Source organism: Agrobacterium larrymoorei, assembly GCF_030819275.1.
GTDB classification, from domain to species: Bacteria; Pseudomonadota; Alphaproteobacteria; order Rhizobiales; family Rhizobiaceae; genus Agrobacterium; species Agrobacterium larrymoorei_B.
Map to the genome: position 1 here is coordinate 559,611 of NZ_JAUTBL010000001.1, position 14,156 is coordinate 573,766.

The 14,156-nt window shown below is 56.3% G+C and carries 15 protein-coding genes; 7 read left to right on the forward strand and 8 right to left on the reverse strand.

The genetic code is table 11. The features are described 5' to 3' along the window. Nucleotides 1-18 precede the first annotated feature (18 nt). Entirely contained in the window at nucleotides 19-402 is a 384-nt protein-coding gene (locus QE408_RS02525) for a hypothetical protein (RefSeq protein WP_306928274.1), read from the reverse strand. A gap of 258 nt (nucleotides 403-660) precedes the next feature. Between QE408_RS02525 and QE408_RS02530 the strand changes: the two genes are divergently transcribed. Genes QE408_RS02530 through QE408_RS02540 form a run of 3 tightly spaced genes read left to right on the forward strand, consistent with a single transcriptional unit; the run spans nucleotide 661 to nucleotide 3,591 of the window. Then, a complete protein-coding gene (locus QE408_RS02530; protein ID WP_306930158.1) occupies nucleotides 661-2,115 on the forward strand; it encodes a sensor histidine kinase in 1,455 nt (484 codons plus the stop codon). Next, entirely contained in the window at nucleotides 2,112-2,549 is a 438-nt protein-coding gene (locus QE408_RS02535; protein WP_306928275.1) for a response regulator, read from the forward strand. Before QE408_RS02530 ends, QE408_RS02535 begins: the two co-directional genes overlap by 4 nt. Nucleotides 2,550-2,562: 13 nt before the next feature. Continuing rightward, nucleotides 2,563-3,591 (forward strand): sensor histidine kinase, encoded by a 1,029-nt coding sequence (locus tag QE408_RS02540; RefSeq protein WP_306928276.1) that lies wholly within the window; start codon nucleotides 2,563-2,565, stop codon nucleotides 3,589-3,591. A gap of 18 nt (nucleotides 3,592-3,609) precedes the next feature. Here the strand turns inward: QE408_RS02540 and QE408_RS02545 are convergent, their stop codons facing one another. The 3 genes from QE408_RS02545 to QE408_RS02555 form a co-directional block, all read right to left on the reverse strand. Next, the gene (locus tag QE408_RS02545) at nucleotides 3,610-4,356 is read right to left on the reverse strand and encodes a L,D-transpeptidase (protein ID WP_306928277.1); all 747 of its coding nucleotides are present in this window, start codon (nucleotides 4,354-4,356) and stop codon (nucleotides 3,610-3,612) included. Nucleotides 4,357-4,480: 124 nt separating this feature from the next. Continuing rightward, nucleotides 4,481-5,485, reverse strand: coding sequence for a L,D-transpeptidase family protein (locus QE408_RS02550; RefSeq protein WP_306930160.1), 1,005 nt, complete (start codon nucleotides 5,483-5,485; stop codon nucleotides 4,481-4,483). Nucleotides 5,486-5,690: 205 nt separating this feature from the next. Continuing rightward, nucleotides 5,691-6,470, reverse strand: a complete 780-nt coding sequence (locus QE408_RS02555; protein WP_306928278.1) for an SDR family oxidoreductase — start codon at nucleotides 6,468-6,470, stop codon at nucleotides 5,691-5,693. A gap of 110 nt (nucleotides 6,471-6,580) precedes the next feature. On the opposite strand from QE408_RS02555, the gene QE408_RS02560 reads away from it, so the two are divergent. Then, on the forward strand, nucleotides 6,581-7,135 hold the full coding sequence (locus tag QE408_RS02560; protein ID WP_306928279.1) for a DNA-3-methyladenine glycosylase: 555 nt from the start codon (nucleotides 6,581-6,583) through the stop codon (nucleotides 7,133-7,135). 417 nt (nucleotides 7,136-7,552) lie between these two features. Here QE408_RS02560 and QE408_RS02565 read toward each other — a convergent pair whose 3' ends face one another. From QE408_RS02565 to queC, 4 genes are all read right to left on the reverse strand, one after another. Continuing rightward, nucleotides 7,553-7,744: a hypothetical protein gene (locus QE408_RS02565; RefSeq protein WP_306928280.1), complete on the reverse strand. Its 192-nt coding sequence runs from the start codon at nucleotides 7,742-7,744 to the stop codon at nucleotides 7,553-7,555. Between the two features lie 257 nt (nucleotides 7,745-8,001). Beyond that, complete coding sequence (gene queE, locus QE408_RS02570) at nucleotides 8,002-8,751, reverse strand: 7-carboxy-7-deazaguanine synthase QueE (protein WP_306930162.1); 750 nt, start codon at nucleotides 8,749-8,751, stop codon at nucleotides 8,002-8,004. Then, nucleotides 8,748-9,116: a 6-carboxytetrahydropterin synthase QueD gene (gene queD / locus QE408_RS02575; RefSeq protein ID WP_306928282.1), complete on the reverse strand. Its 369-nt coding sequence runs from the start codon at nucleotides 9,114-9,116 to the stop codon at nucleotides 8,748-8,750. Before queD ends, queE begins: the two co-directional genes overlap by 4 nt. Further along, complete coding sequence (queC, locus tag QE408_RS02580; protein ID WP_306928284.1) at nucleotides 9,116-9,826, reverse strand: 7-cyano-7-deazaguanine synthase QueC; 711 nt, start codon at nucleotides 9,824-9,826, stop codon at nucleotides 9,116-9,118. The genes queD and queC overlap by 1 nt, the downstream gene beginning before the upstream one ends. Nucleotides 9,827-10,040: 214 nt before the next feature. Here queC and QE408_RS02585 point away from each other — a divergent pair, with 214 nt between their 5' ends. The 3 genes from QE408_RS02585 to QE408_RS02595 all read left to right on the forward strand — a co-directional run bounded on the left by QE408_RS02585 (nucleotide 10,041) and on the right by QE408_RS02595 (nucleotide 14,100). Continuing rightward, complete coding sequence (locus QE408_RS02585) at nucleotides 10,041-10,565, forward strand: RNA polymerase sigma factor (RefSeq protein WP_306928286.1); 525 nt, start codon at nucleotides 10,041-10,043, stop codon at nucleotides 10,563-10,565. After that, nucleotides 10,562-11,512 (forward strand): FecR family protein, encoded by a 951-nt coding sequence (locus tag QE408_RS02590; RefSeq protein ID WP_306928287.1) that lies wholly within the window; start codon nucleotides 10,562-10,564, stop codon nucleotides 11,510-11,512. The genes QE408_RS02585 and QE408_RS02590 overlap by 4 nt, the downstream gene beginning before the upstream one ends. 92 nt (nucleotides 11,513-11,604) lie before the next feature. Continuing rightward, the gene (locus QE408_RS02595; RefSeq protein ID WP_306928289.1) at nucleotides 11,605-14,100 is read left to right on the forward strand and encodes a TonB-dependent receptor; all 2,496 of its coding nucleotides are present in this window, start codon (nucleotides 11,605-11,607) and stop codon (nucleotides 14,098-14,100) included. The last annotated feature ends 56 nt before the right edge of the window (nucleotides 14,101-14,156 follow it).

Consider the following 14,156-nt stretch of genomic DNA (forward strand, 5'->3'; position numbering starts at 1 on the left):
CTGATTGCAGCAAGCGGCTTATCGCGAAGCCGTCGAAATGGACGTATCCATCAGCGCTGCTTCTCTCATCAAGGCGTCTTTGCGCCCCGCCAACTCCACCTCGTTGGAATTGTCGGGATAAAAGCGTGGGCCGATAAGCCGCACACGCTTTCCAGACACATCAACGATGTAGGTAGCAGCGACCTCAGCTTTAGGAGCGACTTCCGCTTTTGGGGCAACGTCCGTTTTGGCAGCCACGGCTGTTTTCGTCCGATTGGCGAGCTTTGGCTTCTTCGTAACGGAATTGGTAGACGAGACTTTCTTGGTCGGCGCAATACTGCTGACTTCGTAGTTTTGCGCAAGAACGACGGTCGTCGTTGACAATAGGAAGAGCGCGGCGACGCCTGCTGCGAACCGTTTCATCGGGGTCTCCAGAACTGTTTTAGCTTTGCGGCAACAACAGCAAACGCAGAATTTTGGTTCCACTACCCTGACGACAGTCAAACTCTTTTGTGCGAAACCGTACTATCCTGCTGGCAAGCCTGCGGGAACTTGCATAAACAACAGGATAGGCATAGGTCGTTTTCAACTGAGCATTGCGACATGCCGGGCAACTGTGCCGAATGAGATGTGGGGACGTCATTGGTCAAACTCTCTCCCTTTGTCAGGCGAACGCTGGTCATGCTGGGGCTTGGCATAGCGCTGCTGATCGGAATGGTTGGAGCATCGCTCTGGCTTGTACAAAAGAACGATGATTACTCCCGCGAGATTGTGGATCTGCGCCGCATTCGTGCAGGGATACTGGACGTCCTCACCACCATCCAGGACGCTGAAACTGGTCAGCGCGGGTATCTGCTGACGCGCACGGAAGATTATCTCGCGCCTTATAAGGAAGCCGTACAGACGCTTCCTGAAAAGCGTGCGCGGCTCGTGGCCAGCGTTCAGGACAAGCCGATCTATGCCGGGAAACTTCCTGTCCTCCAGACGGCCCTCGACGCAAAGATCACCGAAATCGGTCGCACGATCGAACTGGTGGATGCGGGACGGGTCGATGAGGCGATCAACATCGTGCGTGCCGATACGGGTCTCCTCTACATGCAGCAGATCCGTAACACCTTGGATGAGTTTCAGGACGTGACGGATGATCGCCTACGGGTCATCGTTACGGATCAGTTGCGGGCAGCCGACAATCTTCGCTGGGTGACGATTGGCGGCGCTATCGCCATCATTGCGGTTGTGAGCGGCGCTCTTTTCCTGATCGCGAAATATGTCGGCGAACTGATGCGCTCTCGCGAAGAGGTCGATTCCCTCAATCGTGGCCTCGAAGAACGCGTCAACGAGCGTACCCGTGACTTGATACGCGCCAATCAGGAGATCCAGCGCTTCGCCTATATCGTGACGCACGATCTGCGCGCGCCGCTCGTCAACATCATGGGCTTTCTGTCCGAGTTCGAAGCCTCGCTGAAACCCATCGAGAGCTACGTGCTGGCCGATGGCGCCACGCTCTCGGAAAACGAGATCAGAGATGCCCGCCTTGCCGTCAAGGAAGACCTGCCCGAAGCAATTGGTTTCATCCGTTCCTCCACCCGCAAGATGGATCAGTTGATCAATGCGATCCTGAAGATTTCCCGCGATGGCCGGCGTAAGTTGCAGGCGGAGAAAGTCGATCTGAAAGAGCTTTTGGCGGCAGCCGCCGCAAGCGTACAGCATCAGGTTTCTGCGGTGGGCGGTGAGATCGATGTCAATGTGCAGCCCTTCACGGTCATCAGCGACAGGATTTCGCTCGACCAGATCCTCGGCAATCTCTTCGACAACGCCGTCAAGTATCAGATGAAGGGTCGTCCGCTCCAAATTTCTGCGCGCATCTTGCCGCAGGGACGTGGTATCGTTCGGCTCGACATCACAGACAATGGACGTGGTATCGCGGAAGACGATTTTGAGCGGATCTTCGAACTCTTCAGGCGTGCCGGAGATCAGGATCAGCAGGGCGAGGGCATTGGACTAGCACATGTTCGTTCGCTAATAAGAAATTTAGGCGGGGACATTACGGTTGCCTCGGAACTTGGCAAGGGAAGTACATTCCATCTCACCTTGCCAACCGATCTGCGTAAAATCACACGAGGTAACGAGATATGAAAATCACCGGCCAGGAAGTCACGATCGTCATGATCGAAGACGATGAAGGACACGCCCGCCTCATCGAAAAGAATGTGCGACGCGCAGGCGTCAATAACGAGATCGTGCCCTTCACGCTTGGCAACAAGGCGCTGGATTACATTCTCGGACCGGACCGCGACGGCCTCGTCAGCAAGGACCGATATATTCTCGTTCTTCTTGACCTCAATCTTCCCGATATGTCTGGAATCAGGATATTGGAGCAGATCAAAAGCAACGAGCATACCAGGCGTCTGCCTGTGGTCGTGCTGACGACGACAGATGACGAGACTGAAATCCAGAAGTGCTACGATCTCGGCGCAAACGTCTATATTACAAAGCCAGTCGACTACGAAGGCTTTGCAACCGCGATCAGAAACCTTGGCCTCTTCTTCTCGGTGATACAGGTTCCATAAAGGCGTAACAGCGGTGCATATACTTTATGTCGATGATGATCCCGCAGTCGCTCGGCTCGCTACACGCGTGCTGGGTCGGCACGGCGTTCAGGTCGACCATGCACCCTCCGTCGCTCTTGGGCTTGAGAAATTCAACGCCGGCATATTCGACGCCGTGGTGCTCGACCATTATTTCCATGGCGGCACCGGCTTGCAATTTCTCAATGCCATCGGCGACCGCAGCCGCGATACACCCGTTCTTTATGTCACTGGCGCCAGCGAGGCCCAGATCGCTATCGACGCGTTGAAGGCGGGTGCCGCGGATTACGTCATCAAAACGGTTGCCGACGACTTCTTCCCGCTGCTCTTGACCTCAATCGAACAGGTCTGCGCCAACTTCCAGCTCCGCAAAGAGAAAGAGGAGGCCGAGCGTCTTCTCGTGCGGGCCAAGGAACGCGCAGAATTGATGGCCAAGGAGATGAACCACCGCATCGCCAACAGCCTGTCACTGGTGTCGGCCATGATCCGCATGCAGATGATCGCAGCTTCCAGCGAAGAGGCGCGCACCGTTCTATCCGAAACCCAGAACCGTATCTCCGCCATCGCGGGTGTTCACCGCAGCCTCTACACCGCCGACAATATGGGTGTGGTCGATCTTGACGCCTATCTGTCCTCGATCATCAACGAACTGGCGAAATCCGGCCCGGACAATGAGCGCATTCGCATCAAGACGGAAATGGAAACGATCAGCGCAGCACCCGATCAGGCGGTGGCACTCGGCGTGATCGTGACAGAGCTTGCCACCAACTCCCTCAAATACGCCTATCCCAGCGGTGACGGCGATATCCGAATTGCGCTCAAGAGCCGCGAGGGCAAGCTGCAACTGACCGTCGAGGACGATGGTGTGGGCATGGGCAGCAAGCCGAAACCGCAAGGAACCGGGCTTGGCACGAAGCTCATTTCGGCCATGGCTCAAAGCCTCAAGGCGACGGTGGAGCAGAGCAGTGTTCAGGCGCATTCCGGAACACGTATCTGCGTGGAATGGGAAGCGACGCCGGCCTGACCGGCAACGCTCCTTGAATTAGTAAGTACCCGGCAAACCAGCAACGACCTGCGGAGCAGGCGCACCCGCCATAACCTGTGACGATGGAGCAAGCGAGGTCACGACAATGGGCGTGCCGTCCGGGACACGATTGTAGAGATCAACAATGTCCTGGTTCATCAGGCGGACGCAGCCGGACGAGACGGACTTGCCGATCGTCCACCATTCCGGCGAACCGTGCAGCCGATAGATCGTATCGCGACCGTCCTTGAAGATGTAGAGCGCCCTTGCGCCCAATGGGTTCATCAAGCCGGGAGCCATGCCGCCATTGGCAGCACTGTAGGGCGCAAGTTCCGGCTGACGTGCGACCATCTCGTCTGGCGGAGTCCAGCGCGGCCACTGGCGCTTGTACTGGATGACACCCCTGCCCGCCCACTCGAAGCCGGCCCGTCCCAGGCCCACGCCATAGCGCATCGCCTGGTTATTCTCATAGGTGAGATAAAGGAAGTGGTTCGCCGTATCGACGACGATCGTTCCCGGTCGCTCGCCGGTCGGGTTCTCGACCATCTGACGATAGAAACGCGGATCGATTTTCTGGTATGGGATCGCGGGCAGCGGGAACTGCTCATCCGGCTTAGGTCCATAGACTTCGGCGTAATAGGGATCGACTCTCGGGCGCGTTTCCACCGTCTCGCGTGGCGTGGTGGTGCACCCTGAAAGTGCTGTCAGGGCTAGTCCGCCAGTGCCGAACAGAAAGCTCCGGCGTGTCGTTTCATGCTTCTTCAATCCAGGTCCTCATCAACAAGAGCGCCGTGCATCCCTATGGGACGGAGAAATGACACTCTATCTCCTTTAAATATGCGCATCGTGCCTTCTGAAATCGGTTTCGATTTCCGGGCCGATGGTGTCGTTATCGTGCGCCGGAAAACGGATCGGCGAGCGCCGCTTCCGGTCGGCTTATCGGATATTTCGTACCGGAAACCCGTCCGGCCATGGTCTTTGCCCCGCTGCTTTTCAAAAGAGCGCGGAAGCTCGGATGCATTCCGCCATCGACATAAGCGTTCATCACGCTGGAAGTTCCCCCAGCCATCGCAACTTCAAGTTTCTGCTTCTCGATGTCGAGACGTGAGGCCACCTGCGGGTCGAGTTGGTTGGTGGCCGGTGGGCAGGCAGCAAGCGGATCAGCCGGTTCTCCGTCAGCGAACTCTGTATTGAAAACATAACGGCGACCGCAGACCGACACCTTCGGCTGACGGCGGGTGACTTCGAAATAGTCGTAGCCGTCCTTCAGCGTGCGCCAGAAGGGGAAGTTAGGATCGTTCTTGTAAGCCGCCAAATTCTTCGCCGTCATGCGGAACGGATAGGCCTGAACCTGGAAGCGATCCTGCCCGCCCTTCAACGCCCGTTCGACGATCGCGTAAATTTCGCCGATCTGCGCATCGGTCATGGCGTAACAGCCAGACGAGGAGCAGGCGCCATGCACCATCAGCGCTTCACCCGTATAGCCGAGAGCCGATTCAAGGCGGTTCGGATAGCCGAGGTTGAAAGAGACGTAATATTGCGAGTTCGGGTTCAGCATGCTGGAAGAGACATGATAGAAACCTTCAGGTGCCTGCCTGTCTCCGCTCTTCGTCTTGGGACCAAGTTTGCCCGACCACCGGCACATCGGATAGGACTTGAACAGGGCATAGTTGCCGGTCTTATCGACCTTCCAGACTTCCAGCTCGCTTTCCTGCTTGAAAATGCGAACCAGCACCGGGTTTTCCGGCTTCATGCCTTTTGCAGACATGGCCGCAGCAACCTTGGAGGATAATTTAGGCGGCTCTTTCGACGCGCTATCGAAACCCATGGAGGTACAGGCGGCAAGCGACGCGCACAGCCCAATGACAGCTGCGGCGCGCGCCGATGCGATCATGATGCCTCGAAGCTTCGTCGCTACGAAACCCGATTTTGCCAAAGTGTTCATGGAACGTCTTGCCCGTCTCTCTGCCGTGTGCCTACCTAAAGAAGGTGACCACATAACGGCAATCACCCAATCGGACAAAGAGTCGTGAATTTACGTTACGAGTCCGTTAATCATAGACACACAACGACGTGAGCAGGAACAGCAGCTTCTTCCTCTATCGCAAAAGTCCCTGACCGCCATCGATCCAGACCGGCGTACCGGTAATGTGACGGGACTTGTCGCTTGCTAAAAACACCACCAGATCGGCCACGTCTTCGCTCAAGCCCGCCGCTCCGCCTGTGATCGGAATGTCTCCCTCCGGCCATTCCACCGGGATTGCCGTTTCATGAGAGCCACGGATATGGGTGTTGTCGTCGATCTTCGTCTCGATTGCGCCTGGGCAGATCGCGTTGACACGAATCTTGTACTGGCCAAGCTCCAGCGCCAGTTGCTGCGCCATCGCAAGCTGCCCGGCCTTCGTGGCCGAATAGGCCGTTGCACCGGGCGACGTGAAGGTGCGTGTGCCGTTAATGGACGAGATGATGACAATCGATCCGCCACCGGCGGCCTTCAGATGCGGCACCGTCTTGTGAAGGGTCATGTATGTACCCCGAAGATTAACCGTGATGGTCTTATCCCACTCTTCCGGCTTCAGGTCATCGATCGGCGCCCATACACCGTTGATGCCGGCATTCGCCACCACGACGTCCAACCGCCCATGGGATTTAACAAGCGCGGTCACGGCCCTATCCATTGCAGCCTCGTCCGCCACGTCGGCGACCAAGGTCAGGGCCTTGCCGCCATTGGTGTTGATCTCGGCGACGAGCGTGTCAAGTTCATCGGCGGTGTGGCCGAGCGCACCTATAACGTAGCCGTCCTTGGCAAGAGCAATAGCGGAAGCGCGACCGATGCCCGATCCAGCGCCGGTAACGAGTGCAACTTTTTCCTGCGCCATGATGGCCTCCTGTTGATGGCGGTCAAGTCTTGGCCAGAACGAACGGCCTCATCCACAAACTGTATAAAAAACGGGTTGTTCCCTTCGTCTTCGCGCGTCACCATATTGAAATGAACAAGGATTTTTTCGACAGAGATGCCGTGGTCGTTGCCAAGGCAATGATCGGGATGGAGTTTCGCTTTCACAACACGGGCGGCATCATCGTTGAGACGGAAGCCTATCGACCTGATGACCCCGCCTCTCACAGTTTCAACGGGCCGACGCTGCGCAATCGTGTCATGTTCGGACCTCCGGGACACCTTTACGTCTATCGTTCTTACGGCATCCATTGGTGCGCCAATATCGTTTGCACCTCTGGCTCCGCAGTTTTGATCCGGGCGCTTGAGCCTGAGACGGGCGTGGAACTGATGAAGATGAGACGCGGAACTGATGTGCTAAGGAATCTGTGCTCCGGTCCCGGGAAACTCTGCCAAGCGCTTGCGATTACCGGCGATGTCGATGGAATCTCGGTGTTGGAGCAGCCGATCCTCCTTCGATTGGCACAGACTGATCTAGAGATCGTCGCCGGACCGCGCATTGGGATTAGCAAGGGGGTGGAATCGCCTTGGCGTTTCGGCGCCAAGCGCTCGCCACATCTCAGCAAGCCGTTTCTTGGTCTGACCTAAAGCGTGTCGCGATCTTTCGGATTCGCTCGCACGCTTTAGGTCCTTCTTTTATCGCATGTCGTTATCGCAAAACCGCTGCACACTTTTGCGCGACATGCTTTAAACCACCATGGGTGGCTCATCGTTCTCATCGGGGTTGGGATTTGGCACTTCATCCGGCAGCCGGTCGGGCTCTGGCTCCTGGATTGGAGGGATCTCAGGCTGTGGTGGAATGGGCGGGGTTGTGGGATCTGGCTCTGGTGGGACAATACCCATTGTGTCGCGCCTCCAAATGTTTGCGGGCAACCGGTCCGCTGAAATTGCCGTCCGGTCCACTGTGTTCGCCGGATCAGTCCATTCGTGAGGCCAAGCTGCCCGCTCTTCTAACATATCGTATTAACGCGTTCGTCCGTGGTGGGTTGCGCTCTATTTTCGAGCTCAAACAAATCCGAGTGAACTGCGCGCGATGTCGCGCTGATCGCCATAGTCCCGCGCATGGGCATCGTGGCCATATTCGTGTGCGGCATTGGTCAATTGCAACTCGGGAACCTGAAGCAAGGCATCGGCATAGGTGCCGGTCTCCTCGTCATTCTCAACAATGATATGAGTTGGCTTCAAAAAATCGAACATGGCTTCCTCCCATTCGACGTGTCTGGTTAACGCATCAGCCGACGCTACGTTCCTCCTCATAGCGGCAAATCATCTCCGTCAGGGACCAACTCTACTACACTTTAATTTGACGAATCGTTATGAGGCAGGCGCGCATTGTAGCGACTGCGACTGAGAGCAGGCTGCTATCTTTTTACCGTTGCCAAAGCGTTCTCGGAGTTCTTGCCTATCGGAATGACGAGATCGCAAAATCGCTTCATGTATGTGCACGCCTTGCTTTAAACGCCGCGGCGATTGCCCCAGAGCAAGACATGGAGTTGAGGCAGCACACGCGCTTCAAACCAACGCTCGGACACGACCTTTTCCACCAGCCACAACATGCGATCCATAATGCCGTCGACATCCACCCGCGCATCATCGTCGTCGGGCGGTGGCGGGGTGTGATTGCCGGGCTGGAGATAGACAGGGACTGCGGGAAAGCGCGACGCCGCGTCCCGCGCAAAGGCAAAATCGGCGTCATCGAAAACGACAATCTTCAGCGCGAGTTGAGGTGCCGTTCCAGCAGCCTCCAGACAGTGTTCGAAGGCCTGCCAATCCGTTTCCATGCCGCTGGAGGGCGGCTTGGGGCTCAGTACGAGGTAGTCCAGGTCAGAGAACCAGTCCTTGGAGATGCTGCCTTGAGTCTCCAGCGCAAAGCGATATCCCTCGTCTTTGCCCTTGCGGATCAACGGTCCAAGCGGCTGGATTGCCGGATTGCCGCCGGATAGCGAAATCGTCAGAGGTTTTCCGCCAGAGAGTTTCTCGACCTCCCCCCAGATGGCTTCGACGGAGAGCGGCTTCCAGTCTTCCCGATAATCGCTATCCACGGCATGCAGCGTATCGCACCAGGAGCAGCGATAGTCGCATCCTCCTGTGCGAACGAAGACGGTCGGCAAGCCGATCAACAGCCCCTCGCCCTGAATGGTCGGGCCGAAAATTTCGCTGATCCGGATCGGCAGGCCGCGCGGCGCATCGACAGCCGCACTCATCGCGCAGCCGCCGGTCGATACTCTGCCCATGTCTTGGCGGTCTCGCTGACGCGCACGGCACTCGTTTCGGGCAGTCGCTCCTTACACCAGGTGTAGAAATGCTGCGCCAACCTCTCCGCAGTCACCATGTCGTGGCCGAGAACGTCGTTCAGATGCCGGTGGTCGAAGCAGTGGTCTATATAGCGCTTCAGCGGCGCCAGCTCGTGGTAATCACGCACGAAGCCGTGCTCGTTCAGCTCGTCACCGGAAAGCTCTACCTCGACAATGTAGTTGTGACCGTGGAGGCGTGCACATTGATGATCGGCGGGCAGCCCTTTCAGCTGGTGCGAGGCGGAAAAATGAAATTCCTTGGTGATGCGAAACATCAACGCACCTCCCGCGCCGCATAGGCACTGGTGGCGGCCACCCAGAAATCCGGGTCTTCGTAATCGGTGGGATCCGTCACGCCAGCCAGATGAAAGGCCTCGCGCCGCTCGACACAGGTGCCACAGCGGCCACAGTGGCGCGCACCACCCTTGTAGCAAGACCATGTCTCGGCAAATGGCGTATCGTGCTTCGCCCCATCGGTGACGATATCGGCCTTGGACACCATGACGTAGGGAGCGTAAAGCTCCACCTTGGCATAGCCCTCCAAAGCATGGGCCTGCATGGTGTTGAGGCTGTCGATAAAGCCCGGACGACAATCCGGATAGATGAAGTGATCGCCGCCATGAACGGCAATCGCTACCGCATCCGCCTGCTGCGCGGCCGCCAGGCCGAAAGCGATGGTGAGCATGATGGCATTGCGGTTCGGCACCACGGTGGACCGCATGGTCTCTTCCGCATAATGCCCATCCGGCACCTCGACATCGTCGGTCAAAGCCGAGCCCGTCAAATGAGCACCAATGGTGCGGATATCGATAACATGATGCGGCACGCCGAGACGCGCAGCACATGCGCTGGCGAAGTCCAGTTCCTTCTTGTGGCGCTGGCCATAATCGAAAGACAAAAGAGCGAGTAGTTCATGTTCCGCTGCAATTCTGTGCGCGAGCGAAACGGAGTCCAATCCGCCGGAGCAGATGACGATCGTTTTCATAATTTGAGATCCCTTGTTTTGACCGGGTGGGCTGCGACCGGATAACGACTGGGCTTCTAGAGCAAAGGATGGAGCTTGTGAAGCCGGAAAAAGCCTTCTCGCTTTCACCAGACGTACACAATATATAACATGATTTTTAAAGTCATCTTTTGTTGCCGGAGTGTGATTTCCGTTCTATGAGAGCGCAACGCACCCAGTAGTCGGACACTTACCCATGTGGAGCAAGCCTGCTTCCCAATCTCAGATCAATGAGGCGATGGAAGCCTATTATGACGACCTTTGTCGCGCCATGCGAAAGCGTGGTCACTCGCCTCTCGCGTCGCAAGATATCGTGCACGATATCTATGTGCGTCTCATGGGAAAGCCACGGCTTCCGGAAAACAAGTCGGCGGTAAAGGCATTCCTCATTCGTGCCTGTATTAATCTGGGCATAGATCACTTCAGAAGGATGAACTTCGAAAAGCGGTTATTCGCCGGCAACTCCGAGGAGGCTGCAAGTGTAGCGGACGCTCGCCACAGCGCTGAAGACACCGCGGACATCGGTCGAAGGCTCGCACTTCTGAAACTGGCAATCATGGACCTGTCGTCGCAGCGGCGCCGTGTATTTCTTGCCAGTGCGGTCGGAGGACTGACATCGACCGAGATTTCGAAGAAGAGCGGACTGACGAAGAATATGGTCGATCGCCATCTGCGCAAAGCGTACCTGCACTGCCTCCAAAGACTGGAGCCAACACTTTGAGCAATCATCCGAATCTTAACGGAAATGCTGAAGAGGAAGCGGTCGATTGGCTCCTGGAGTTGCGGGACCGACCAGACGATGAAGAGCTTCAGAAGGATTTCGAAGTCTGGGTCGCCGGAGACGAAGCCAATGCGAAAGCTTATGAGCGTTTACGCTGTCTTGTAGGCGATGCGAAACGGCTTTCGGCAAGAGAAAGCGGTTTTGAGTTCCCGCCAAAATCCAAGCAACGTTCAAGGACCATTTTGCCCTCCATCATTGTCCTGATCGGAATAGCGGCCGGCTCCTATTTCTATATTACGGATGCCTTTATAGACTTACGAGCAGATCGCGTCACGAAAATCGCTGAGCAAGCATCGTTCACAGCCCCCGACGGTTCCAACCTCGTGCTCAACGCCAACTCTGCCATTGCATTTCGGTTCTCGCAACACGAGCGGCGCGTCGTCTTAATGCGCGGAGAGATGCTCGTTGACGTTGCGTCAGATCCAAAAAGGCCCTTCGTCGTAGAGGCGAACGGCGCGACCATCACAGCTTTGGGCACAGCGTTCGACGTCAACATGCTCGAAACCGAAACGAAGGTGGCCGTCGTCCGGCACAGTGTCGCTGTGCGCCTCAGCGGTGAAGATCAGATGCAGGTCGTCAAAGAGAATCAGGGCGTTAATTACGCTTCCGCGTCTGGAATGAGCGATGTTTTTCCTATCAACCCACAGTCCGTCACTGAATGGCAGAGCGGAAGGCTGGTTTTCGAAGACCAACCTGTTACGGACGTTATCGAGACTGTCAGTCGATACGTCCCGGGAAAAATCTTGGTCGCCAACGGAAAACTGCGGAGCAAGATGGTGTCCGGCAGCCTCGATATGAGCGATCCTGACAAAGCTCTTCAGTCTTTCGCTAAAGCTTTCGATATCAAGCTGCTCAAGGTCACGCCTTATCTCACCATACTGCGCTGACAGAACCGGCAAAAAAATTTCAGAAAACATGTCCTGAAAACTCAGCTTCATTCGTCCCGGGGATGAAAACATCCAATATCCGGAGACTCCCCATGGACCGTGGACACATCAACATTCGACCGAGAGGTCGAAGCTATATTTTGCCGACGTTGCTTATCGGCTTAGCACTTGGGGGTGGGGTCAATGCCTTTGCACAGCCGGCGAAGCTGGATACGTTTGACATTCCAGCAGGCTCCCTTAGCTCGGCGATCAACCGGTTAGGCTCTCAATCTGGGCTGCAAATTCTTTTCGATTCTTCGATCACGACAGGCAAAATGAGCCCGGAGATCAAAGGGCAGATGGACGCACGCCGTGCGCTCGAGGTCCTCCTGTCAGGCAAGGGGCTGGTCTATCGTTACATTTCTACGGATACGATAAAGATCGAGCTGGCGCCTGAGCCGAGCCAGCCCTCATCGTCAGACGGAGCCACGACACTTAAGACCATCGTCATCAGAGGTCGCGAGTTCAACGAAAGTGCTCCTGGCAATGCAACCTATGATTCAGCCGATATCGAACGTTCCCAAGCCAGCACGCTTCCGCAACTGCTACAGCGAACACCGGGTGTCGCGACTGCCGGCGGCGTAAGATTGCAGGGACAGAAGACCGTCATCCGCGGATTTGCGCGACCATCCGACACGAGAGTGTTGCTAGATGGTGCTCCGAAGAATTTCGAGCTCTATGATCAGGGCTCCATTTTTATTGAGCCGGAAATCTTAAAGCGCGTCGATCTTCAGAAGGGTGCAACATCCGTTCGCTACGGGAATGGCGGTTTTGGCGGCACTATCCTGATGGAAACAAAGACGGCGAGGGACATGTTAAAGCTCGGCCAAAATTTCGGAGGCTGGACGAAAGGAAGCTATCAAACCGCGAACAATCAGCGGACAGGGAGTGCCGTGATCTATGGGCAATCCGATTTCGACACACCGGTGACCTATGACGGGCTGATGTCGGGGACCTGGCGCAAAAGTGGCAATATGCGCGTCGGCGGCGGGGAGGTTTATGATGCCTCCAACGATCGGCTCACGACATTTACCGCTAATGGTGGCGCTGCTTACGATGGTCACGAGCTTCGCGCTTCCGTAACCTACGGACGCTCCGACGATTGGGGACCGGTGGCAGCCGTACGCGGCGGTCTTGCCGTCAGCCAGTCGAGTATCGACCGGTATGGGAAACAGCAGGCCCGCCTGCGGGCACTGGCTGCGCGAGACTTGGACGACTTTTCAGCCACGCTCAAATATCGATATGACGGCGAAAGCGACCTCGTGAACTTCAAAGCGATGACAAGCTTCTCCTCCACAAGCCTGCATCGCACGCGCCCGATCATTCCAGGATTTACGCCGGGCGCATCCCTTGGCGGTCAAGAGAATGATGCTCAATACTCAGACATCAAATTCGAAGCAGAGAACACGTCCAGGTTGGAAATCCTGGATATGCCGCACGTCTTGAACTACGGCATCCAGATCGGCAGGCAAGACCGTGACACATGGATGTACGACGTCGCGAACAGGGCTAATCCGAACTATAATTACGGCTACTATGCATCCTGGATCGTACCAGAGGGCACGCAGGCATCGATCTCAGCCTTCATTCGTGATGAAGTCGAAGTAACGGACGGCGTGTTCATCACTCCGGGACTTCGTTTCGACCACGTTCGGATGGAGGGAAAACCCAACACCGCGCCGATATATAACAACCCGGCGGCTGGCCACGATTACTCCGCAGTTTCTTACAATGGTCTCACGCCAGCGCTCAGCGCCCGTTGGGAAGCAACGGCGTCCACAACGCTGTTTATCGACTGGGCCTACGCCCTGCGGACACCCATTATCGACGAACTCTACTCGTCCCAAAGCATCGCAACGAAGGCATCCGCGACATCAAGAGATCTTCAGTCAGAACGCAACAACGCATTCAATGTGGGGGTCTCCCAGGAGTTCTACGATCTATGGAGTACCGGCGATACTCTAACCGCCTCTGTATCAGGATTTTACAATCACGTGACCGATCCCGTGACCCGACGGTTTGGCAGTGCCAATCTGGCAAATGTGACAGGCCCGGTGCCGTTCTATTGGAACACGCCATCCTATCGGATCTACGGGCTGGAATTGAATGCGGATTATGACTCGGACACCGTATTCGGCAGCCTCGGTCTTTCCATCATGAATGGCTCACGCAAAGGCGCAATCAACGACATTTACGGCGGGAAAACCTACCCCGGCGATATGACCCCGCTGACGGTGAATGCCTCGTTGGGCTATCGAATTCCAGACTCGGATCTGTCACTGCGCTGGACGGGACAGTTTGTCGCCCGACAGAAGCACACACCTTACTATCAAGGCACAGGCCATTTTTACGCGAGGCCTGAAAGTGGAGGCTACGGCGTCCACGGACTGCTTCTCGAGTGGACGCCGAAAGAAGGGTTCATGGCGGGTACGGAAATCAGGGCCGGCATAGAAAACATCTTCGATAAATTCTACAGCCCCTATCTCGCCGACGGCGTATCGGCGATGGCAGGCAGAAACTTCACGCTCTCGGTGAGCAGGAAGTTTTAGAAGCGTATCCTTTGGCTTGAAGCGCATCCTTGGTCAGGATGCGCTTCATCTTCGCT

Coding starts and splice junctions, on each gene's coding strand:
- QE408_RS02555 (WP_306928278.1), bottom strand. CDS start 6,470: ATGGCGCAGGAAAAAGTTGCACTCGTTACCGGCGCTGGATCGGGCATC.
- QE408_RS02595 (WP_306928289.1), top strand. CDS start 11,605: ATGGACCGTGGACACATCAACATTCGACCGAGAGGTCGAAGCTATATT.
- queC (WP_306928284.1), bottom strand. CDS start 9,826: ATGAAAACGATCGTCATCTGCTCCGGCGGATTGGACTCCGTTTCGCTC.
- QE408_RS02560 (WP_306928279.1), top strand. CDS start 6,581: ATGAACAAGGATTTTTTCGACAGAGATGCCGTGGTCGTTGCCAAGGCA.
- QE408_RS02585 (WP_306928286.1), top strand. CDS start 10,041: ATGTGGAGCAAGCCTGCTTCCCAATCTCAGATCAATGAGGCGATGGAA.
- queD (WP_306928282.1), bottom strand. CDS start 9,116: ATGTTTCGCATCACCAAGGAATTTCATTTTTCCGCCTCGCACCAGCTG.
- QE408_RS02530 (WP_306930158.1), top strand. CDS start 661: ATGCTGGGGCTTGGCATAGCGCTGCTGATCGGAATGGTTGGAGCATCG.
- queE (WP_306930162.1), bottom strand. CDS start 8,751: ATGAGTGCGGCTGTCGATGCGCCGCGCGGCCTGCCGATCCGGATCAGC.
- QE408_RS02565 (WP_306928280.1), bottom strand. CDS start 7,744: ATGTTCGATTTTTTGAAGCCAACTCATATCATTGTTGAGAATGACGAG.
- QE408_RS02525 (WP_306928274.1), bottom strand. CDS start 402: ATGAAACGGTTCGCAGCAGGCGTCGCCGCGCTCTTCCTATTGTCAACG.
- QE408_RS02535 (WP_306928275.1), top strand. CDS start 2,112: ATGAAAATCACCGGCCAGGAAGTCACGATCGTCATGATCGAAGACGAT.
- QE408_RS02550 (WP_306930160.1), bottom strand. CDS start 5,485: ATGATCGCATCGGCGCGCGCCGCAGCTGTCATTGGGCTGTGCGCGTCG.